Annotated in this window: 18 protein-coding genes, 1 tRNA gene and 1 pseudogene; 9 read left to right on the top strand and 11 right to left on the bottom strand. The window is 65.6% G+C overall.

The genetic code is table 11. The annotated features are described in order from the left end of the window. Nucleotides 1-148: 148 nt before the first annotated feature. From truB to BTH_RS25300, 8 genes are all read right to left on the bottom strand, one after another. The gene (gene truB, locus BTH_RS25265; RefSeq protein ID WP_009891497.1) at nt 149-1,057 is read right to left on the bottom strand and encodes a tRNA pseudouridine(55) synthase TruB; all 909 of its coding nucleotides are present in this window, start codon (nt 1,055-1,057) and stop codon (nt 149-151) included. Between the two features lie 53 nt (nt 1,058-1,110). Beyond that, nucleotides 1,111-1,479: a 30S ribosome-binding factor RbfA gene (gene rbfA / locus BTH_RS25270; protein ID WP_009891499.1), complete on the bottom strand. Its 369-nt coding sequence runs from the start codon at nt 1,477-1,479 to the stop codon at nt 1,111-1,113. A 105-nt stretch (nt 1,480-1,584) separates the two neighbouring features. Continuing rightward, on the bottom strand, nt 1,585-4,515 hold the full coding sequence (infB, locus tag BTH_RS25275; protein WP_011402420.1) for a translation initiation factor IF-2: 2,931 nt from the start codon (nt 4,513-4,515) through the stop codon (nt 1,585-1,587). Between the two features lie 91 nt (nt 4,516-4,606). Beyond that, nucleotides 4,607-6,082 carry a transcription termination factor NusA gene (gene nusA / locus BTH_RS25280; RefSeq protein WP_009891501.1) on the bottom strand — a complete coding sequence of 492 codons (1,476 nt, stop codon included), beginning with the start codon at nt 6,080-6,082 and terminating at the stop codon, nt 4,607-4,609. Continuing rightward, entirely contained in the window at nt 6,079-6,540 is a 462-nt protein-coding gene (rimP, locus tag BTH_RS25285; protein WP_004193908.1) for a ribosome maturation factor RimP, read from the bottom strand. Before rimP ends, nusA begins: the two co-directional genes overlap by 4 nt. Before the next feature lie 304 nt (nt 6,541-6,844). Next, nucleotides 6,845-8,497: a 23S rRNA pseudouridine(2605) synthase RluB gene (rluB, locus tag BTH_RS25290; RefSeq protein WP_025369412.1), complete on the bottom strand. Its 1,653-nt coding sequence runs from the start codon at nt 8,495-8,497 to the stop codon at nt 6,845-6,847. Between the two features lie 62 nt (nt 8,498-8,559). Then, complete coding sequence (gene scpB, locus BTH_RS25295) at nt 8,560-9,936, bottom strand: SMC-Scp complex subunit ScpB (RefSeq protein ID WP_009891518.1); 1,377 nt, start codon at nt 9,934-9,936, stop codon at nt 8,560-8,562. Between the two features lie 311 nt (nt 9,937-10,247). After that, the gene (locus BTH_RS25300; protein WP_009891520.1) at nt 10,248-11,150 is read right to left on the bottom strand and encodes a LysR family transcriptional regulator; all 903 of its coding nucleotides are present in this window, start codon (nt 11,148-11,150) and stop codon (nt 10,248-10,250) included. Nucleotides 11,151-11,570: 420 nt separating this feature from the next. Between BTH_RS25300 and BTH_RS25305 the strand changes: the two are divergent. Beyond that, nucleotides 11,571-11,966 (top strand): annotated as a pseudogene (locus BTH_RS25305) (transposase); the annotation flags it as partial. Between the two features lie 215 nt (nt 11,967-12,181). Then, on the top strand, nt 12,182-12,427 hold the full coding sequence (locus tag BTH_RS25310; RefSeq protein ID WP_011402422.1) for a hypothetical protein: 246 nt from the start codon (nt 12,182-12,184) through the stop codon (nt 12,425-12,427). A gap of 163 nt (nt 12,428-12,590) precedes the next feature. Here BTH_RS25310 and BTH_RS25315 read toward each other — a convergent pair whose 3' ends face one another. After that, a complete protein-coding gene (locus BTH_RS25315) occupies nt 12,591-12,908 on the bottom strand; it encodes a hypothetical protein (RefSeq protein ID WP_009891527.1) in 318 nt (105 codons plus the stop codon). Nucleotides 12,909-13,108: 200 nt separating this feature from the next. Between BTH_RS25315 and BTH_RS25320 the strand changes: the two genes are divergently transcribed. The 3 genes from BTH_RS25320 (at nt 13,109) to BTH_RS25330 (ending at nt 14,754) form a co-directional block, all read left to right on the top strand. After that, nucleotides 13,109-13,831 carry a YdcF family protein gene (locus BTH_RS25320; RefSeq protein ID WP_009891528.1) on the top strand — a complete coding sequence of 241 codons (723 nt, stop codon included), beginning with the start codon at nt 13,109-13,111 and terminating at the stop codon, nt 13,829-13,831. Nucleotides 13,832-14,075: 244 nt separating this feature from the next. After that, nucleotides 14,076-14,348: a hypothetical protein gene (locus tag BTH_RS25325; protein WP_009891529.1), complete on the top strand. Its 273-nt coding sequence runs from the start codon at nt 14,076-14,078 to the stop codon at nt 14,346-14,348. Nucleotides 14,349-14,496: 148 nt separating this feature from the next. Continuing rightward, nucleotides 14,497-14,754: a hypothetical protein gene (locus BTH_RS25330; protein WP_004191628.1), complete on the top strand. Its 258-nt coding sequence runs from the start codon at nt 14,497-14,499 to the stop codon at nt 14,752-14,754. A 44-nt stretch (nt 14,755-14,798) separates the two neighbouring features. On the opposite strand, the gene BTH_RS25335 is transcribed toward BTH_RS25330, so the two are convergent. Together BTH_RS25335 and bamC are read right to left on the bottom strand one after the other, a co-directional pair. Continuing rightward, nucleotides 14,799-15,089 (bottom strand): putative quinol monooxygenase, encoded by a 291-nt coding sequence (locus tag BTH_RS25335; protein ID WP_009891531.1) that lies wholly within the window; start codon nt 15,087-15,089, stop codon nt 14,799-14,801. 559 nt (nt 15,090-15,648) lie between these two features. After that, nucleotides 15,649-16,854 carry an outer membrane protein assembly factor BamC gene (gene bamC / locus BTH_RS25340; protein ID WP_009891532.1) on the bottom strand — a complete coding sequence of 402 codons (1,206 nt, stop codon included), beginning with the start codon at nt 16,852-16,854 and terminating at the stop codon, nt 15,649-15,651. Between the two features lie 313 nt (nt 16,855-17,167). Between bamC and BTH_RS25345 the strand changes: the two genes are divergently transcribed. The 4 genes from BTH_RS25345 to BTH_RS25360 all read left to right on the top strand — a co-directional run bounded on the left by BTH_RS25345 (nt 17,168) and on the right by BTH_RS25360 (nt 20,334). Further along, nucleotides 17,168-17,656, top strand: a complete 489-nt coding sequence (locus BTH_RS25345) for a DUF2844 domain-containing protein (protein ID WP_009891537.1) — start codon at nt 17,168-17,170, stop codon at nt 17,654-17,656. Between the two features lie 10 nt (nt 17,657-17,666). Continuing rightward, nucleotides 17,667-18,875, top strand: a complete 1,209-nt coding sequence (locus BTH_RS25350; protein WP_011402425.1) for a DUF3443 domain-containing protein — start codon at nt 17,667-17,669, stop codon at nt 18,873-18,875. A 215-nt stretch (nt 18,876-19,090) separates the two neighbouring features. Further along, nucleotides 19,091-19,167 (top strand) — tRNA-Pro (locus BTH_RS25355). Nucleotides 19,168-19,566: 399 nt separating this feature from the next. Then, the gene (locus tag BTH_RS25360) at nt 19,567-20,334 is read left to right on the top strand and encodes an FkbM family methyltransferase (RefSeq protein WP_009905747.1); all 768 of its coding nucleotides are present in this window, start codon (nt 19,567-19,569) and stop codon (nt 20,332-20,334) included. Nucleotides 20,335-20,561 lie beyond the last annotated feature (227 nt).

Below are 20,561 nucleotides of genomic sequence, written 5' to 3' on the forward strand. Positions count from 1 at the left end.
GAAGCAAAACGCCCGGCTTTCAAGCCGGGCGTTTTCGTTTTGCCGATGCGACATGCGGCGCCGAGCGCGCCGGTCGTCCGCAACGCCTGCCGTACAGCATGCGCCATGCGAGCGCGCATCCACGCCGCGCGCCCGTGCATCCGCGCGACTACGCGCCCGTCACGACGAGGCGCTCCGGGGCAAGCACGCCTTCCGACGCGCGCGCGACGCCGAGCAGCCGGTCATCGGCATCATAGACGCGCACGCGCTCGCCTTCGTCCGCCTCGGGTCGCGCCGCGAGCTCGGCGAGCTTCAGCCGCTGGCCGTGCAGGAAGCGCTTCGTGAGCGCCGCGTCGAGCCTCACGAGGGGGAATGTCGACAGCAGCGCGTCGACGGGCGCGAGCCGCGCGTCGCGCTCTTCCTGCGTCGCGGCGTCGAGCGCGTCGAGCGTCACCGCATGCTCGAGCGTCAGCGAGCCGACGCCGGTGCGGCGCAACATCGTCAGATGCGCGCCGCAACCGAGCGCTTCGCCGATATCCTCGGCGAGCGTGCGCACATACGTGCCCTTGCTGCACGTGACACGAAACGTGACGTCGGGCAACGCGCACGACAGGAGCGCGAGCGAGCGGATCGTCACCGTGCGGCCCTCGCGCTCGACCGTCTGGCCGGCGCGCGCATATTCGTAGAGCGGCTTGCCGTCGCGCTTGAGCGCCGAGTACATCGGCGGCACCTGCACGATATCGCCGACGAAGCGCGCAAGCGCCGCGCCGACCGTCGCTTCGTCGCAGGCCACGTCGCGCGTGTCGAGCACGTCGCCCTCGGCGTCGCCCGTCGTCGTGCGCACGCCGAGCCGCATCGTCGCTTCGTAGGTCTTGTCGGCATCGAGCAGATCCTGCGAGAACTTCGTCGCCTCGCCGAAGCAAAGCGGCAGCAGCCCCGATGCGAGCGGATCGAGCGTGCCCGTGTGGCCCGCTTTCTTCGCAAGGTACAAACGCTTCGCACGCATCAGCGCGTCGTTGCTCGAAAGCCCGACCGGCTTGTCGAGCAGCAGCACGCCGTCGAGCGCGCGGCGAGCCATCCGGGGGCGGGGCGAAACAGTCGTCATGGTCTGCGCCAAGGCTCGTTCGTTGGTCAGTCGTCCTTCGCGCGCGTCGCGTTCGCCTCGTCGATGAGGCGCGACATCGCGACGGCCTTCTCGATCGTCTGGTCGTAGTGGAAATGCAGCGTCGGCACCGTGTGAATGTGCAGGCGCTTGAAGAGCAGATTGTGCAAGTGGCCGGCCGCATGGTTGAGCGCTTCCTGCGTGTCCGCGGGATTGCCCGTGAGCGCGGTGAAGTAGACCTTGGCGTGCGCGTAGTCGGGCGTGAGCTCGACCGACTGGATCGTCACGATCCCGATGCGCGGGTCCTTGACCTCGCGCATGATGAGCTCAGACAGATCCCGCTGGATCTGATCGGCGATCTGCACGTTGCGATTGGGTGAACTGCGTTTTTTCGACATGATAAATCCGTCATCCGGTTGATCGGCAAGGCGCGCGACACCATTCATGAAAATGGGCGGGACGGGCCCAAGCCCGACCCGCCCATTCAAGCCGTCACGCCTGCGTTACAGCGTACGCGCGACTTCCGTGACCTCGAACACTTCGAACTGGTCGCCTTCGACGATATCGTTGAAGTTCTTGATCGACATACCGCATTCGAAGCCCTGCTTCACTTCCTTGACATCGTCCTTGAAGCGCTTCAGCGAATCGAGCTCGCCCGTGAAGATCACGACGTTGTTGCGCAGCACGCGCACCGACGACGAGCGCTTGACGACGCCGTCCGTGACCATACAGCCGGCGACCGCGCCGACCTTCGGCACCTTGAACACCTGGCGCACCTCGACCATGCCCGTCACGACTTCGCGCTTCTCCGGCGCGAGCATGCCCGACATCGCCGCCTTCACCTCATCCACCGCATCGTAGATGATGTTGTAGTAGCGGATGTCGATGCCGTTCGCCTCGGCGAGCTTGCGCGCCTGAGCGTCCGCACGCGTGTTGAAGCCGATGATGACGGCCTTCGACGCGGTCGCGAGGTTGACGTCGCTTTCGCTGATGCCGCCCACCGCGCTGTGCACGATCTGCACGCGCACTTCGTTGGTCGACAGCTTGAGCAGCGATTGCACGAGCGCTTCCTGCGAGCCCTGCACGTCCGCCTTGATGATGAGCGGCAGGTTCTGCACCTCGCCCTCGCCCATCTGCTCGAGCATGCTTTCGAGCTTCGCCGCCTGCTGCTTCGCGAGCTTGACGTCGCGGAACTTGCCCTGGCGGAACAGCGCGATTTCGCGCGCCTTGCGCTCGTCCGGCAGCACGATGACTTCCTCGCCCGCGCCCGGCACTTCGGACAGGCCCTGAATCTCGACCGGGATGGACGGGCCGGCTTCCTTCGTCGGCTTGCCGTTCTCGTCGAGCATCGCGCGCACGCGGCCGTAGGCGGTGCCGGCGAGCACGACGTCGCCGCGGTTGAGCGTGCCGGACTGCACGAGCACCGTCGCGACCGGGCCCTTGCCCTTGTCGAGCTTCGCTTCGATCACGATGCCCTTCGCCGGCGACTCGACCGGCGCCTTCAGCTCCAGCACTTCCGCCTGCAGCAGCACGTTCTCGAGCAGATCGTCGATACCCACGCCCGTCTTCGCCGACACCGGCACGAACGGCGAATCGCCGCCGTACTCTTCCGGCACGACGCCTTCCGCGACGAGCTCCTGCTTCACGCGATCGGGGTTCGCTTCCGGCTTGTCGATCTTGTTGATCGCGACGACGATCGGCACCCCGCCCGCCTTCGCGTGCGAGATCGCTTCCTTCGTCTGCGGCATCACGCCGTCGTCGGCCGCCACCACCAGGATGACGATGTCGGTCGCCTTCGCGCCGCGCGCACGCATCGCCGTGAACGCTTCGTGACCCGGCGTATCGAGGAACGTGACGACGCCGCGCGGCGTTTCGACGTGATACGCGCCGATGTGCTGCGTGATGCCGCCCGCTTCGCCCGCGGCAACCTTCGCGCGGCGGATGTAGTCGAGCAGCGACGTCTTGCCGTGATCGACGTGACCCATGACGGTGACGACGGGCGGCCGCGGCAGTTGCTCCGCATCGCTGCCGATCTCACCCTCGACGAGGAGCGCCTCAGGATCGTCGAGCTTCGCGGCGAGCGCGCGGTGGCCCAGTTCCTCGACGACGATCATCGCCGTTTCCTGGTCCAGCACCTGGTTGATCGTGACCATCTGACCCATCTTCATCATCACCTTGATGACTTCCGATGCCTTGATTGCCATCTTGTGCGCGAGATCCGCGACGGAGATGGTCTCCGGCACGTGCACTTCACGCACGATCGGCTCGGTCGGCGCCTGGAACGACGACGCGCTGTCCTGATGCTTGCCGCGCCCCTTCGGGCCGCCGCGCCAGCCGCGGTCGACACCGCCGCTCGAATCGCCGCGCGTCTTGATTCCGCGCCGCTTCGCCGCGTCGTCCTGCCAGCCGCTCTTGCCGGTACCCGGCTTCTTGTTGCGGTCGCCCGCGGGCGCAGCGGCGGGCGCCGGCGCACCGCTTGCCGGCTTCTTCGCCGCGGGGCGGGCCGCGGCCGCCTCGCCGGCGGGCTTCGCCGGCTTGTGCAGCGTGCCCTTGGCCTCGGCCGCCTTCGCAGCCGGCTGCTCGGCCGGCTTCGGCGGCTCGACCGCCTTGACCTGCGCGCGGCGCGGCGTATTCATCATTTCGCGAATCGCGCGCGCTTCGGCCTCGGCGGCTTCGCGGCGCTTGCGGATCTCTTCCTGCTCGGCGCGCGCCTTGTCGGCCGCTTCACGCGCGGCGTCCTCGGCCTTCTTCGCCGCTTCGCGCTGCGCGGCGCGCTCGGCGGCCGCGCGCGCTTCGTCCTGAGCACTCTGTTCGCTCTGCTCACTCTGCGCGCGCTGCGCTTCTTCGCGAGCCGCCGCGGCCTGCTGCGCGGCTTCCGCCTGCGCGGCAGCCGCCTCGCGCTTCGCCGCGGCTTCTTCCTCCGCGCGGCGACGCTCGGCCTCGGCCGCTTCTTCACGCGCGCGGCGCTCGGCTTCCTCGCGCTCGAGACGCTCCTGGCGCTCGCGCAGTTCCTGCGCCTGCTTCTCGAGCAGCTCGGCCTCGCGGCGCGCTTCTTCCTCGCGACGCTTCAGTTCGGCTTCCGCCTGCTCGTCGGTCTGCGCCTGTGCCTGGTCGGCGCCCGTCTCGCTCACGTCGTCACGCTTGACGAACGTGCGCTTCTTGCGCACCTCGACCTGAATGGTGCGAGCCTTACCCGTCGCGTCGGCCTGCTTGATCTCCGACGTGTGCCGGCGAGTCAGCGTGATCTTGCGCTTGTCGCCATCGGTCGCACCGTGCGACTTGCGCAAATGATCGAGCAGACGCGCCTTGTCCGTCTCCGACAGCGCATCGTCCTCGCTCGCTTTCTGGACGCCCGCTGCCTGCAGCTGTTCGAGCAGCACACCAGCAGGCATTTTCAGTTCCGCGGCAAATTGGGCTACGTTGTTACTCGCCATTCATTCCTCTTAGTGCAAGGACCGATTCCTTGCGGTTAGCATCGGGTCAGGCCTTCCGGCCGCCAGCAAATCAGTGCGCCATGGTCATTTCTCACTGGAACCAGTGTTCGCGCGCCTTCATGATCAGCGCCTTCGCGGCTTCCTCTTCCATGCCGGTCATATCGACCAGCTCGTCCACGGCAAGCTCCGCGAGATCGTCGCGCGTCTGCACGCTCTGCTCGGCCAGCTTCGCGAGCAGTTCGGGCGTGACGCCGTCGAGACTCTTCAGATCGAGGGCGGCCGTCTCGACCTTCTCCTCGTTCGCGATCGCCATCGTGAGCAGCGCGTCGCGCGAGCGGTTGCGCAGCTCGTGGACGGTATCCTCGTCGAATGCCTCGATCTCGAGCATTTCGTTGAGCGGCACGTAAGCGATCTCTTCGAGGCTCGTGAAGCCCTCGTCGATCAGGATGTCCGCAACTTCCTCGTCGACGTCGAGGCGCGCCATGAACAGGCCGCGCAGCGCGTCGCGCTCTTCGTTCTGCTTCTGGGCGGATTCGTCCGGCGTCATGATGTTGATCTGCCAGCCGGTCAGTTCGCTGGCAAGACGCACGTTCTGGCCGCTGCGGCCGATCGCGACAGCCAATTCGTTCTCGTCGACGACGACGTCCATCGAATGCTTTTCTTCATCGACGACGATCGACTGGACGGCCGCCGGCGCGAGCGCGCCGATCACGAACTGGGCAGGATCCTCCGACCATAGCACGATGTCGATGTTTTCGCCACCGAGCTCGTTGCGCACGGCCTGCACGCGCGAGCCGCGGATGCCGACGCACGTGCCGATCGGATCGATCCGCTTGTCGTACGCGACGACGCCGATCTTAGCGCGCACGCCCGGATCGCGAGCCGCCGCCTTGATCTCGAGAAGCCCCTGCTCGATTTCCGGCACTTCCATCTCGAAGAGCTTCATCAGGAATTCGGGCGCGGTGCGCGACAGCTCGATCTGCGGGCCGCGAGCGGTGCGGTCGACCTTCGCGATGTACGCGCGCACGCGGTCGCCCACGCGCAGGTTTTCCTTCGGAATCAGCTGGTCGCGGCGCAACAGCGCCTCGACGCGGCCCGATTCGACGATGAAGTTGCCCTTGTCGAGGCGCTTCACCGTGCCCGTCATGATTTTCTCGCCGCGCTCGAGGTAGTCGTTCAGGATCTGCTCGCGCTCCGCGTCGCGCACCTTCTGCAGGATCACCTGCTTCGCGGCCTGCGCGCCGATCCGGCCGAACTCGATCGACGGCACCGGCTCCTCGATGTAGTCGCCGACCTCGACGCCGGGCTTCTGCTCGCGCGCCTCGAACAGCAGGATCTCGCGATCCGGCTCCTGGAGGCCCGCCTCGTCGGGCACGACGAGCCAACGACGGAACGTCTCGTGTTCACCGCTCTCGCGATCGATATGTACGCGGATCTCGGCGCCTTCGTCGAACAGCTTCTTGGAAGCCGACGCGAGGGCCGCTTCGAGCGCGCCCAGCACGACGTCCTTGTCGACGTTCTTCTCGCGCGCCAGCGCATCCACCAACATCAACACTTCGCGACTCATTGTTTGCGGCTCCTAAAGTCAACGTGCGGAATCAGGCGGGCTTTGTCGATGTCCGCCAGCGTGAAATCCAGCATGGCCGCCTCGCCCTTCTTCCTCTCAAATTCCAAACCGATCGTCTCGCCGTTCGGCGCGTGCAGAATGCCCCGGTACGTCTTGCGCCCGTCCAACGGCTTTTTCAAGGTGATGACGGCCTCGCTGCCCGCGAAACGCGTGAAGTCAGCCAGCTTCTTCAACGGCCGGTCGAGCCCCGGTGACGAGACCTCGAGCCGTTCGTAATCGATGTTTTCGACCGTCAGTACGTGCTGGAGCTGACGCGTGACCTTCTCGCAATCGTCGATCGTGATGCCGGCGGGCTGATCGATGTAGACGCAGACCATGCCGCGCCCGGTGCGCTCGAGATCGACGAGCTCGTAGCCGAGCCCCGTGACCGTAGTTTCTATCAGTTCCGTCAGTTGCACAGTGTCCTCTCAGGTGTCCGCGCCCGCCCCTCGCGATTCACCCGCTGAACGCGCGCCTTAGCCGGCGCAGGAAGCGCTACCCGAGATGCCCAACCGTTTCGGCAAAAAAAAATGGGCGCAACGCCCATCTTGTTACCGGTGGTCGCACCTGAGCTACACATCGAATCCGTACGCCCAGCGACTCCGCGATTATAGCGATTTTTGGCCCGAACGCAAAGCTCGGCCCCGCAAAATCAGCCCGAAACGGCGATTTTGCGAGGCATTCGCAACGCACGCGGCGGTTGCGAATGCCGTTCTCGCGCAATCAGCGGCTGCGCGAACGATTGCGCTGCTGCGGCGAACGCTGGCCGCCGCGCGCGCCGCCTTCGGCGCGATTGCCGTTCGGGTTGCGCGCGCCCTTGCCCGCGCCGCGCTTGTTCGCGCCCGCGCCTCCGTGGGGCGCACGGTTGCCGTCGACGTCGCGGCCGCCCTGGCGCGGCGCGCCGCCGTAGCCCGGCAGGCCGGCATAGCCGCCGCCGAGGCCCGCGCCGAAGCCGCCGCCCGCCGGGCCGCGCCGGCCGCGCCGCGGCTGGTCGAGCTGGCCGTGAGTCGTCAGCACCGGTTCGCGATTGATGAAGCCCATCGACGTCTGCATCGGATCGGGCTGGCGGCGCTCGGCCGCGCCGCCGCGCTTGCCCTTCTCCTCGACCGGCGCCTTCAGGCCGACCGTCGACATCAGGCGCCGCACCTGCGCCTCGTCGAGCTCCTCCCAGCGGCCGCGCTTCAACCCGCGCGGCAGCGGAATCGGGCCGTGACGCGTGCGAATCAGGCGGCTCACCATCAGGCCGACCGCCTCGAACATCCGCCGCACCTCGCGGTTGCGCCCTTCGGCGAGCGCGACGTGATACCAGTGGTTCGTGCCTTCGCCGCCTCCGTCGCGAATGCGCAGGAAGTTAGCCGGGCCGTCGTCGAGCTCGACGCCGTGCAGCAGCTTCTGGCGCGACGCCTCGGACAGCTCGCCGACAACGCGCACCGCATACTCGCGCTCGACGCTGTAACGCGGATGCATGAAGCGGTTCGCGAGGTCGCCGGACGTCGTCAGCATCAGCAGGCCCTCGGTATTGAAGTCGAGGCGGCCGACCGCGAGCCATTTCGCGGTCTTCATCGGCGGCAGCCGGTCAAACACCGACGGGCGGCCCTCAGGGTCCGCGTGGCTCACGATCTCGCCCGTCGGCTTGTGGTAAAGCAGCACGCGCGGCGGCTTGTTCGGCAGCTTGCGCTTGACCGGCTTGCCGTTGATCCGGACCTGGTCGGTCGGCATGATCCGCTGGCCGATATGCGCCGGCTCGCCGTTCACCGACACGCGGCCGGCGATGATGAGCTCCTCCATCTCGCGGCGCGAGCCCATGCCGGCTTCCGCGAGCACCTTGTGCAACTTCGGCGCGTCGTCGTCCGGCGACAGCACGCGCTTCGGCTGATTCTGGCGGCCCCGGCGCAGCATCGGCGCGCGCACGCCGCCGCCCGACGCGTTGTTGTCGGCATCGAATGCGGGCGAAATCACATAGGCAAACACATCGTCCTGGCCAGCCTCGACGGACGGCGCGGCCGCCGCCGGCGCGCCGCGCTTCGCCTGGCCGCCTTGCCGCGCCGCGCCTTCCCGCTTGCCTGCTGTCTTGCGCGGCGCCTTCGCCGCGCCCTCCTTGCTGCGCGGCGCGCGAGCCGGCGCTTTCGCGACGCCGGCGTCCGCCCCGGCTTCCGCCGCCGGAGGTGCGTCGGCGCTCTCCGCCGCCTCGGGATTCTTCGATTTCGCGGCCGCGCGGCGGCGCGCGATCAAGCTGCGCGGCCCGCGCCGCAGGCCGCGGCGCGGGCGGTCTTCGCCGCCCGCGTCCGCGGCGGACTGCTCGGGTGCGCCGTCGGCGCGCGCCGTCGCAACGGCATGCGCGGATTCGGACGAATCGATGTCGTGGGTATCAGTCAAAACAACCTCAAAATGTCAGGTCTCGCGCCCGTCGCGGGCACGGCTGGGGTTCGGCCGCCGTCTCAGGCGCGACGCTTCGCAGGCGCTTCTTCGTCGTCCTGCTGCTCGCGCTCGGGGACCGCCTCGCTTGCACTGCGCACGGCGTCGGCGAGACTGCCGGACGTATCGTCCAACATCTCCTCCGCGTGCGCCCGGACCGGCTCGGCATCGTGCGGGATGCCGCCGATCGCGCCGTGGTCTTCCTTCGTCGCTCGGCCCGCCGCCGGGTCGGCGGCCGCCTCGCGGGTTGCTGCGTGTGCCGCGCCGGCCGGTTCTGCGTCCGGCCGCGCGGCGGGGTTTGCGTTTTCGTTCGCCCGCGCGGACGATTCGATGCGCTCGCCGTCGCCGGCGGCATTGCCCGCCGCCTCGGCATGCGTCTCCGCGGTTGCGTCCGCTGCAAGCTGCTCGGCCGCGTGCTCGTGCGACGCGGCCGCGTCGACCTCTTCGCCGCCCGCGAACGCCGGCTCGCGCATGCCGCCCGATTCGGTCTCGCGAGCGGCTCGGCCGGCCGCCTGCCCCGCGTCGTGGTCGTGCGGTGCATCGGCTTCGTCGAAGGCCTGCGCCGCCTCGGCGCCGGCTCGCTTGTCATTATCGGCGGGATCGACGATTCGTGCCGCCGAGCCGTCCGCCCCTTCGGGTCGCGCCTCTCCGGCGCTCGCCGCCGCGACGTCCGCTCGCGCCGGCTCATCACCGGCCCGTGCCAAGCCCTCGTCCGGCGAAACCGACGGCTCGATTGCCTGTTCGATAGCCTCGCCCGCCTCCGCGCCTGCCGCTTCCGAGCCGGTCACGCCCTCGTCGGATGCGCCGGCAAGCGCCTCGCCGTCGTCGCGTGCATCATCGGGAAAGTCGATCGCCTGCTGCGCGAGGAGGCTCGCCTCCAGATGCGCGGCCGGCTCCTCGAGCGCGGGCAGATCGTCGAGCGCCTTCAGGCCGAGGTCGTCGAGAAACTGCTTCGTCGTCGCGTAGAGCGCCGGACGGCCCGGCACATCACGATGACCGATCACCTCGATCCAGCCGCGATCCTCGAGCTGCTTGACGACCTGCGTGTTCACCGTGACGCCGCGAATTTCCTCGATGTCGCCGCGCGTGACCGGCTGCCGGTACGCGATGATCGCGAGCGTCTCCAGCACGGCCCGCGAATATTTCGGCGGCTTCTCCGGATGCAGCCGGTCCAGATACGTGCGCATCGCCGGCTTGCTCTGGAAGCGCCAGCCCGACGCGAGAGCGACGAGTTCGACCCCACGTCCGGTCCATTCCTGTTTCAGATCTTCGAGCAGTGTTCGGACTGTGTCCGCCGACACGCCGTCGGCAAAGAGCTTGCGCAAATCGCCGAGTTTCAGCGGTTCCTGCGCGCAGATCAAAGCAGTCTCGAGGACGATCTTCGCCTCTTGGGTATTCATGCAGCTAGGTCAGACCCTGTGGTCAAGCGAACCGGATCAATCGAACAGACGAAAGGAACGGAAGACGCGCTCGCCCGATTCTGATCGGTCATATTGATGGGAGCACGAACCGGGGGCGGCGAACCAACTCTCAAGCCCAACCCAAACCGGACGGAACAGCGCGGAACCACGTCGGAACCGCGTGACTGAGCGCCATCTTACGCAAAATCATCCGGTGCGTAAAGACAAAGAACGTACGGCAAAAGACATATCCCCGGCACCCCGCGCGAACGGCGCGGCGACACGCCGCGCAGCCTTCGCACGGCGCCTCGTCAGCCCAGATTCTCGACTCGCGCCGGCATTTCCGTCACGAGGCCCCAGACCGCGTCCGCCGCTGGCGACAGCGAGCGGTCGCGCCGCCGCACGAGCTCGACGGTACGCTCGGCGCGCGGCGTGAGCGGACGCGCGACGAGCGACGAGCCGGCCGGCAGCGGCAACGACAGCCACGGCAGCACGCTCACGCCGACGCCCGCCTCGATGAGGCCGAACACCGTCGCCGAATGGCCGAGCTCCTGCACGACGCTCGCCGCGACCCGATGCGTCGCGAGCGCCGCGTCGATCAACGGCCGGCTGCCCGATGCGTAATCGAGCAACACGAGCCGCTCGCCGGCGAGCGCCGTCCACGGCACGCGATCGCGCGCGGCAAGCGGATGGTCGGCGCGCGCGACGAGGCAAAACGAATCGGTCATCAACGGCTCGCTGATCAAATCGCTCGTCGCGAGCGGCCCGATCACGACGCCGAAGTCGACCTCGCCCGATTTCACCTTGCGCAGCACGTCGCTCTGCACGTCGTCGCGCAGGCCGAGCGCGACGAACGGAAAGCGCCGCTCGCATGCGGCGACGACGCGCGGCATCAGCCGGCACGCGATCGTCGGGCTCGCCGCGACGATCACGCGCCCGCGGCGCTGCTCGCCGATCTCGCGGATCTCGCGCAGCGCATCGTCGAGGTCGCCGAGCAAACGCGACACGCTCGCGATCAGATTGGTGCCGACATCGGTCAACTGCACGTCGCGCGTGGTTCGATCGATCAGCTTGAGTCCGATCTCCCCCTCCAGCTCGCGCACCGAGCGACTGACGGCCGACTGCGTAAGACCGATCTCGTCGCCCGCCCGGCTGAAGCTCTTGAGCCGCGCGACCTCGATGAACACGCGTAACTGCCTGAGCGTGATATTCATGGGATTCCCTCATCAATCGGACGCATCGATGCGCGATTGTATTGCGTCTCGACGATCGCGTGCCGTGTGTCGGTGCGGTGCAGCACCCGGCTGAAACGCACGTCTCGCGGGCCGGACTGCACAAGATTGGTGATTGTCCTTATTTGCTCGACCGCCTTTTTGGCGTCTTATACGCCCCTAGCTGACGCGGCTGTCAGCTCGCTGCCAGGCGGCTTTGGGGCGGTCGTCGCCAACGTGGCACGCTTCCTGCATTAGCAGGCGCACAGGGCTGCGGGCGCTCGGACTTCTCGCGGCGGATCGCGCAACATCCGCCGCTCCATGAAGCCGATGCCCTCACCCGGCACTCGTTGGATCGAGTGCTCGACGAGTGCGCGGCGCAGGGCGGCGCACCGGAGTTAGCTTCGCTGAGGTGAGGACATGATGCTGTTCGACGATTTGAGAGACAACGAATGGGCGCTGCTCGAGGGACTATTCTGCTCCGAGCCCGCACGCAGTGAGCGTCGCGGTCGTCCCCGCGTGGAAGCGCGCTCGGTGGTGAACGCCGTTCTTTGGGTGCTGTCGACGGGCGAAGGCTGGTCGAAGCTGCCCGGCCGCTACCCGTCGCCGCCGACTTGCCGCCGCCGCTTCGACGAATGGCAGGCCGACGGCACGCTTGCCGAAGTGGTGAAGCGCCTCGGGACGAGCGGCCGCCAGATCTCGCTGCGCGGGCGCATCGGCGCAAGCGCGGTCAAACCACCCGCGCCGCCGAGCCGCGACCGTCTGCGCGGCGCGTTCTGGACCAATCCGGAATCCTGGCGCGCTCCCGTCAAGATGGCATGAACCCGATTTCTGGGCGGCACTAGCCGCCCAGAATCATTTTTGGCGGCCACTTTCTCGGCGCACGGCCGCCCGCTCGCCCATTCGCACGGATTCCTGACGATGCGATCCGGCGATACATCTATTTACTAATATTTACAGCGCGCCTTCGCTCCCCCGCTTAACGTAGCAATAGACGAACGAGCCGTTCGACGGCTTGAAAGGGAGCGCCAACGATGAAACCCATGTCACCGCTCACGGCATGCGGCATTGTCGTTTCGCTGGCGCTCGCCGCTCCTTCGCGCGCCGACCAGTTTCCTCCCAGGCAGCACGGTCCGCGGGAACAAGTCACCCGCTCGCAGGCAGGTTCGCCAAGCGCGCGACCGAACGTGCCGCGCGGCGATCTGCGCGGCGACATCACCAGCAACGCGCGCGCGCGCAACGACACGCCACGCCAGCCCAACCGCCCGAACGATCACTAACGCTGCGCGGGAAAAATCCGCGCGTCCGGGAACTGCGCGACGCACGCCGAGTCTGATAGTTGCCATGAGCACAGCGTGGCAGCAGCAATGTACCCGGTACCGCCCGTATCCTCGCGATACGGGCTTTTTTTCGTGCTAAAGATGCGATGCTCGGCTGCCTGCGCTATAAGCGGCTTTCGAGAATCGAGACGGCGCTCGCTTCGCTGAGCGCATAGTCTTCGATCCGGCGAGCCTCCCAATCGGGCTGTCTCTCGCCTCGTTCGAGCCGAGCAAATTCGGCCCGGCCGTTATCCGTCAAAACGGCAATATCGACGGGCGCATGGAAACCGGGCGCGGGTGCGACAGTCTTCTGCCGAACCGTATCCATCAAGCCGAGCGCACGCAGGTATTCGAATACACCCGGACGCCTCGCCCACGGAACCTGACGGTACTGGACGCGCCTGAGCGCGTCGAGCACTGCTTCGTTGGAATACGTGGCCATCTCGATTCTTTCTTAAAGTGCGGCGACATTGCAAAGCGGCCCAGCCAAGCGGGTCTCCGCCCGCCGGCGCCGCCACGCAGCTCAAGAGGGGTCCTTATAATCCCTCCACTCCTTCCGACCTGTTCCCTGGTGCTTCGCTCTCATCTCACGGGGACAGATCATTAACCGCTCCCACAAAAAGCTACCTTACCCCAATCAAATTGATCCTGTTTAATTCATTTGGACTTCTCTTCGTCGTTTTTCTGCTCTGCCGCAAACGGCGTGGCGCATTCGCGATACTCGCGGCCGGCATCGCACTCTTATGGCTGATTGCTTCCGGCTGGCTCGCCGCGCCGCTCGTCGCGCTCGCGCAAGCCGGCGTACAGCCGGTCACGCATCCAATGATGACAGGCAACACCGCGATCGTGATGCTCGGCGCCGGCATCAAGCGCCGCGACGGTGTCGCGGCACCACCGCACGACGCACTCGCGCGCATCGACAAGACCGCCGAACTCTATTCGGCATGCCAACGAACGGCGAAGCGCTGCACGGTCGTCGTGTCGGGTGGCGACCCGCAGGTGCGCGGCATCACCGAAGCGGACACGTATGCGCCCTATTTGCTTGCGCGCGGCGTCGCAAACGCCGACCTGATCCGCGAAAGCAGCAGTCACACGACCTACGAAAACGCGCGCTTCACTGCTCCCATATTACGCGCCCAACATTACGATGATCTGATTCTCGTTACTTCGTCATATCAGATGAAACGCGCGCTCCTCGATTTCAGACGATTCGGAATCGTGCCGCAACCCGTCTATGCGAACCGCAGGGACGCACGGCTCGGCTGGCTGCCGCGCGCGGTCAACCTCGTGAACGCCGAGCTGGCGCTGCACGAGATCATTGGCGTCGCGCAGTTTCACGTGTACCGCCGCCTCGGCTGGTTTTAGCGGCGCGCGCCCGTTTGCCCGCGCCGGATCGTCGCGGCTTCGACGCCGCCCATGCCCATTACAGCCGCGCGAACGGCGCGGCGATGACGGATTGCGCCACTGTTGCGCTCGATCCACGCGCCTAAGCGCCATGACGCAATCGAATGCACTGATCCGTCACTTTTGATAAACTCGGCTCACTCGATTGCAGACGCCAGACAAATCGGCAACACTCGGGTCCATCACCACTTAGCGGAGGTAAGCAATGAAGAAGATGACCATGGCTATCCTGGTTTCGATGTCGGCTCTGGCTGGCGCGGCCCATGCGCAAGAGAGCACGGAAATCAAGACGATCACCGATCCGGCGAAGATCGCTGAAATCGAGCAACGCGCTCAAGCGCTGCAACAGCAGCAGGCCGCCGAACCGGCCGCCGAGGCGAAGCCGATGCACGAGCAACACAAGCGTCACGCGAAGAAGGCTCACAAGGTCGCGAAGAAGGCAGCCAAGGCGGCTCCGGCAAGCGCAGCCAGCCAATAACGCACGGCCTGTCCCGCTTGCGCGAAAGCCGAATCCGGCCTGCCGGGTTCGGCTTTTTCATTGGCGCGCCCGAATGAGCGTGCAGCGCATTGTGCTAAAGTCGCGCACCGACTTTTCCAACCGTGCGCACTCCGGTGCGGAGGACTGAATGAGCAACATCCAACTGGACATCGAATGGACCGAAGCCGCGACGCGCAAGATCAAGCAATTGATGCCGCGCGGCTCCGATGACGCATTCCTCGCGTTGCCGCCGATCGAATGCCTGCCGATGGAAGGCGACGTGCTTTTCCTCGGGCCGCAAGGCAAGCAGCAGCCGTTCATCGTCGCCGAACGGCAATATCACCACGACGGCGACGCCGACTGGACGATCATCCTGATCCTCGACGTCCCGAACGCATCGCACTGACCTTTCCGCCTGCCAGGCCGCGCGACGCGCGGCCGCTCGCCTCGCTATGCGATCTTTGACGCGACGCGAATTTCCGAACTCTCGATCCAATCCGCCGCGACGCGCTTGTATGCATCGATATGCGCGGAACGCGCATGGGCGGCGAGCGCGGCTTCGCTCGCCCAGCGCTCGATGAAAATGAAGCGGCGCGGCTCCTGCAGATCGCGATGCAAATCGTATTGCAGCGCGCCCTCTTCGTTGCGCGTCGGCCCGACGATTCCCTCGAGCTGTTCCAACAGCTTCGCTTCCGCACCGGGCTTGGCGACGATCAGCGCGACGACGGCGACTTCGGACATGGAGATCTCCTTTGCTTCGTGACAAAGGGGCCAGCATACGCGAATCGGTGCAAGCGGGCTTTCGCGTTTCGAGGCCCACCTGCCTCAAAAAAAATAGCCCGCGCTTCACGAGAAGCGCGGGCAAAACCGTCGCCCTACGAGGATAGGCGACGGGGCCACCGAAACCCGCGCGAACGCGCGGGTCATCGTCCAGTACGGCAGCTTCGCCGGCAACGGCGACTGCCAGAAACGTCGATATCCACACTAGGCGGAAGGCACGCGTGGTCGAGCCTCGCTGTCTTGCGGTGCCTCCCTGATGACTTGTTGAAGACAAAAGAAGCAGCTTCCGTGCCAGCTAGAAGCGGATCACCAAACGATTGATTTTTAACGAATAATCCTCAAAGAGCCGATAAAAATGTGTATTCATTCCGTTCGTTACGAGGTGACGTTACGTAACACGACAGGCGCGTGACAGGCGAACGCGCACGCGCTCGGTCCCGCATCGGCATCGGCACAGAAAAAAAGCCCGCCAAAAGGCGGGCTTCTTGAGTTCGGCGGCGGTGTGCCGCGCGCGGCAACCTCAGCGCAACTGATTGACGAGGAGCGACATGATCTGCCGTGCGGGCGCCGATGCGTCGACATTGCCCTTGTCATCGACAACCGCGACGCGCGTCTCGCCCTCCGTCACAGCCTTCACGTTGACGAGGTACTGCTTCGCCTTCTTTTCCTTCTTGCCGTGGAAGAGCTGGCTCCAGAAGCCCTGCTCCTCGACGCTCAAGTCCTTCGGATCGACGTAGCGGACGTAGTACAGCCCCTTCGTGCGATCGCGATCGTCGACCGTGAAGTTCGCGCGATCGAGCGCCAGGCCCACATGCAGCCACGAACGATCGTACGGCTCGGCAAGCGTCACTTCGGGCGGCACGTCCGGCACGGCCGCTCCGCTCGGGGCGCTCGACGTCGACGCGCTCGCGACGTTCTTCGCGGCGATCGCCGCTGCCGCGTCCTTGCTCTTGCTGGTCGACGCCTTCGCGCGCGACGGCGCCGCATCGTCGGTGATCGACACGCCGCCCGCCTTCACGCGCGCGTCGTTCTGCGCGATCACGGCCATCAGGCGCTTCAGGTATTCGGTTTCGAGACCGGGATCGTTCGGCTTCGGCTCCCACTTGCTCGAATCGTTGTTCGCGCCCGTCAGCGCCTCGCGCATCCCCTTCTGACTGATGAACACGTACGTGCCGCCGTTCGGCGCGGCGTCGAGGCGCGTGCGGTACTTGTTGCGCTCCGCCGTCACGTACGAGTTGCCCATAGCCTTCGAGATCACACCGCGAATCAGTCCGTCGTTGATCTGCGGATGGGTTTCGTTCCAGTCGGTTTCCATCACCCCCTTGTCGCGCTGTTCGACGACGAGCAGGAAGCCCTGCTCCTGCCAGAAGCGGCGCACCTGAGGCCAGATTTGCGCGGGCGACTTGTCGTCGATCACGAGCCAGCTCTCGGTGCCGTCGCGCTGAATGCGCATGCCCGGCACGGTGGGCGCGACCGAGTCGGTGGGCGGCGCGGCCTGCTGCACCTGCTGCAGGCTGGAAAGCGACGTCGCGCCGCCCTGCGGCGGCAGCGAACGTTGATCCGGCGTCTCGTCGAGCATGTTGGGCGGCACCGCGAGCGACACCTCCTTCGATTTCGAATCGCTCTTGTAGTCGATTTTCGTAGGCGACGGCGAACTGCAGCCGGCAACGAACGCGCCGGTTGCAAGCAGTGCTGCGAACCGCTTGGTAAGACGAAGATCAGTCATGTTCTGGGAATCCTTCCACTAGGTCACGGCGACTTTTCCGTGAGTCAACTTTCTATTTTACCGGTCCGGCGGCGGACCGTGCAAAAAGCGCACTGTCTCATTCGCGCGCTTGTTTGCACGTCCGCCGTTTCGCTTGTTCGCGCGAGGGCCGCGCTGCGCGTGCGGCGTCCGCGCGATGCTCGGCGCACCCGCGTCGCCGACTAGGGATAACGAGCATCCGATTCCCGAAATTTTGGGGGCTGTGCGCACCGCGACTCACTATCATTGATTGAACAGTGACCCCAACCGTATCCCCCCCGCGGAGGGCAGTCGCATGAACAACAAGAAGTCATTTCCCCCGGTACGGCGCCGCCCGGCTTGCGCCCTTCTCGTTGCCGCCGCGCTCACGTTCGTACCCGTTTCCGCACAATCGCAGCTCGGACGCACCGTCACGGATTCGTCTGCGCGCGCGTTCGCGCAAACGTCGACCCCGCTGCTCGGCGGCGCCGTCACGATGCGAAGCCATGTCGACGCGGGCGGCACGACGATTCGCGAGTATGCGACTCGCGCCGGACTCGTCTTCGCTTACACGTGGGACGGCCCGACGTCGCCCAACCTGCGGCAACTGCTCGGCGAACGCTTCTCGACCTACCAGAGCCACGCCGTCTCGACGGACGCGCGCCCCCGCGTGAGCCTGCATGCCGGACGCGTCGCGCAATCCGACTTCGTCGTCGAGGCCGGCGGCCGCATGCGCGCGTATGTCGGCCGCGCATGGCTGCCCGGCGCGGTGCCGTCCGGCGTATCGATCGACGACTTGCGGTGAGGAGCCGACCATGACCCTCAAGATCACCTGGCGCGCCGCCGCACTGACCGTGACGCTCGCCGCATGCGGCGGCGGCGGCGGCGGCGGGGGCGGCGGCTCGTCGACGCCGAACTCGAGCGGTAGCGGCATCACGCCGTCCAATGCGGCGAACGTGCGGCCCGTCACGGTGTCCGAAGGCATCACCGGCGCGGCGAACATGCTGATGACGACCGTCACCGTTTGTGCGCCGAATACGAACCAATGCCAGACGATCGACAACGTGCAGGTGGATACCGGCTCGGACGGCTTGCGCATTCTCGCGGCCGCGCTGCCGTCGAGCGTCGCGCTGCCCGTCGTGCCGGCCGCGAATGCGCCGATCACGGGCGCGTGCGCGATATTCGGCACGGGTTTCACATGGGGCTCGGTGCGTCGTGCCGACGTGAGGATCGCGGGCGAAGTCGCGGCGAACATTCCGATCCAGGTGATCGCCGATCCAAGCACGCCGAACGCGCCGGCCGACTGCACGCAAAGCGCCGGACCGATGCAAACCCAAGGGGCGCTGCGCGCGAACGGCATTCTCGGCATCGGCCTCTTCGTCACCGACTGCGGCACCGCGTGCGCGAACAGCGCGCCGCCCGGCTGGTATTACGGATGCACGGCGAGCGGCGCGTGCGCGAGCACATCGCAGCCGATCGCACAACAGATCGCGAATCCGGTCGGCGCATTCTCGAGCGACAACAACGGCTCGGTAATCGTGTTGCCGGCGATTCCGGCAACGGGCTCGGCAACGGTCAACGGCTCGCTGATCTTCGGCATCGGCACCCAGGCGAACAACGGGCTCGGCGCCGCTACGCCGCTCGCGACCACCGCATCGGGCGCTTACGTGACGAGCCTGCTCAACGGCAACACCAACGCACGCACGTTCTTCGATAGCGGCTCGAACGGGATCTTCTTCGCGGACACGTCGCTGCCGCAGTGCGGTTCATGGTTCTGCCCGGCGAGCACGCAGACGTTCGGCATCACACTGAGCAGCGGCAACGGCGCGTCGAAAGCGACGACGTTCCAGGTCGCAAGTTCGCAAGTGCTGTTCTCGACGTTCAACTTCGCCTTCAACGACCTTGCCGGGCCGATCGGCAATGTCGTCGATCTCGGACTGCCGCTCTTCTATGGACGCAATATCTATACGGCGATCGAAGGAAGAGCGACGCCCGCAGGGCCGGGGCCGTACTACGCGTACTGAACGAATGCGCGGAACGTGCGACGCCACGGTTGAGGACGCGGCGTAAAGCTCGGCAGTGATGTGTCGACTCGTATTGATCCGCAATGCCCCGCGCTCGACGAAGTCGATCCGCGGCAGACAGCATCACGTCAAAACAAGCCGCACACGAGCATCGAACAGAATTTACGTCGATACAGTTCTATTTACGAAAAGTGTCTGTTATACTTTCACGCTTTCGGGGCGTAGCGCAGCCTGGTAGCGTACCTGCATGGGGTGCAGGTGGTCGGAGGTTCAAATCCTCTCGCCCCGACCAGGAATCAAGGCCTGGAAAGCTTGTCAGCCAAGGGTTTCCTTATCTGGCATAGCTTTCCGGGCCTTTCCTTTTTCCGGGTGCGTCAATTTGGTGTGTCAATTCCGCCGCGCGAGAACGCGGAGATGACTGACTTGGCAACGCCGCCCACTGGCGTCCATTTGCGCCTCGGCTCGTCCGTATTCGATCGCCGGATCGGCGCGCACAAAGACCTGCAACCACACGCCAGCGATCCAAGATCTGTCAGCCGAAGGCCGACGCATTCCGGGCTAGCGTCAGGCATGTGCCTTCCTCATGTACCTACTCGAAAATCGAACAACCTCATAGCGTGCAAATCGAACTACAATGACCTCCGCAAAGGATTCCTGAAAATCAACTAGTGCAGCGCATCAAGGGGGTGCGATGGGAAGTCCGTATATTCAAGCAAGGCTGAGCCAGATCGGCGATTTGATGAGTTTCGGCATTATCCAGCTCGATTACGAGGAGGTATTGGCCAAGCACTATCGCCGATGGATCCAGCCCGGCGATACGGTAATCGACGTCGGCGCGCATCTCGGCCTTCATCTTTCACGCTTCATCGAACTGGCCGGCCCGACTGGTCAGGTCATAGGCTTCGAGCCGCTCCCCTTCGCGTTCGACATTCTTTCAACACAACACGCTTGCCCTACTCTTACGCTGAACAACGTCGCACTCGCACACGAGCCCGGGCATGCCGAATTCACGTTTGCACAAGGCAGTCCCGGAGAAAGCGGGCTGCGCAAGCGGTTGTACATTTCGCCGGAGACGGTCACGCCTACGCTGATCCCCGTCAAGGTCGACACGCTCGACATGCACACCGAGAACCTGCGTTCCGTCGATTACATCAAGATCGACATCGAGGGGGGTGAAATCGGTTGCCTCGAAGGCGCAACCAGGACGATCGACAAGTTCCGCCCACTCATTTCCACTGAATACGGCTATCCGAGCTACAGCGTCTATGGGCTGACAAAAGATTCATTGTTCAATTTCGCCAGCTCCAAGAATTACGTCCTATTTGATATTTTCCTCAATAGAATCGATACGCGCGACGAATGGCATATCGTTTGCGATTCGATCTGCTGGGATTATTTCCTGGTTCCCGCCGAGAAACTCGACGTCTTTACCGAGAGAGTCGCCCGACGGGCATTCTGACGCAGAAACCGAACGTCAAATCGCCGATGCCGGCCCGCGCCGCGGGCTGGCATCGACGCGGCGCCGGCATCGCCTTCCGCGACCGCACGGCGGCAATCCCGCGCTGACGTCGATACAACCGCTCCCGCATCGATCGCATCCCGGATGCATCGCTCGCAACGCACATCAGCATACGATGCGCGCCTCCAGTCGCGACGCGCCCTCCCGATAGCCGCCCCGTGCCGCAC

The sequence above is a fragment of the Burkholderia thailandensis E264 genome (assembly GCF_000012365.1).
GTDB classification, from domain to species: domain Bacteria; phylum Pseudomonadota; class Gammaproteobacteria; order Burkholderiales; family Burkholderiaceae; genus Burkholderia; species Burkholderia thailandensis.

Coding starts and splice junctions, on each gene's coding strand:
- scpB (WP_009891518.1), bottom strand. CDS start 9,936: ATGAATACCCAAGAGGCGAAGATCGTCCTCGAGACTGCTTTGATCTGC.
- BTH_RS25345 (WP_009891537.1), top strand. CDS start 17,168: ATGAACAACAAGAAGTCATTTCCCCCGGTACGGCGCCGCCCGGCTTGC.
- infB (WP_011402420.1), bottom strand. CDS start 4,515: ATGGCGAGTAACAACGTAGCCCAATTTGCCGCGGAACTGAAAATGCCT.
- rbfA (WP_009891499.1), bottom strand. CDS start 1,479: ATGTCGAAAAAACGCAGTTCACCCAATCGCAACGTGCAGATCGCCGAT.
- BTH_RS25315 (WP_009891527.1), bottom strand. CDS start 12,908: ATGGCCACGTATTCCAACGAAGCAGTGCTCGACGCGCTCAGGCGCGTC.
- nusA (WP_009891501.1), bottom strand. CDS start 6,082: ATGAGTCGCGAAGTGTTGATGTTGGTGGATGCGCTGGCGCGCGAGAAG.
- BTH_RS25325 (WP_009891529.1), top strand. CDS start 14,076: ATGAAGAAGATGACCATGGCTATCCTGGTTTCGATGTCGGCTCTGGCT.
- BTH_RS25310 (WP_011402422.1), top strand. CDS start 12,182: ATGAAACCCATGTCACCGCTCACGGCATGCGGCATTGTCGTTTCGCTG.
- BTH_RS25360 (WP_009905747.1), top strand. CDS start 19,567: ATGGGAAGTCCGTATATTCAAGCAAGGCTGAGCCAGATCGGCGATTTG.
- BTH_RS25300 (WP_009891520.1), bottom strand. CDS start 11,150: ATGAATATCACGCTCAGGCAGTTACGCGTGTTCATCGAGGTCGCGCGG.
- truB (WP_009891497.1), bottom strand. CDS start 1,057: ATGGCTCGCCGCGCGCTCGACGGCGTGCTGCTGCTCGACAAGCCGGTC.
- BTH_RS25330 (WP_004191628.1), top strand. CDS start 14,497: ATGAGCAACATCCAACTGGACATCGAATGGACCGAAGCCGCGACGCGC.
- BTH_RS25335 (WP_009891531.1), bottom strand. CDS start 15,089: ATGTCCGAAGTCGCCGTCGTCGCGCTGATCGTCGCCAAGCCCGGTGCG.
- bamC (WP_009891532.1), bottom strand. CDS start 16,854: ATGACTGATCTTCGTCTTACCAAGCGGTTCGCAGCACTGCTTGCAACC.
- BTH_RS25350 (WP_011402425.1), top strand. CDS start 17,667: ATGACCCTCAAGATCACCTGGCGCGCCGCCGCACTGACCGTGACGCTC.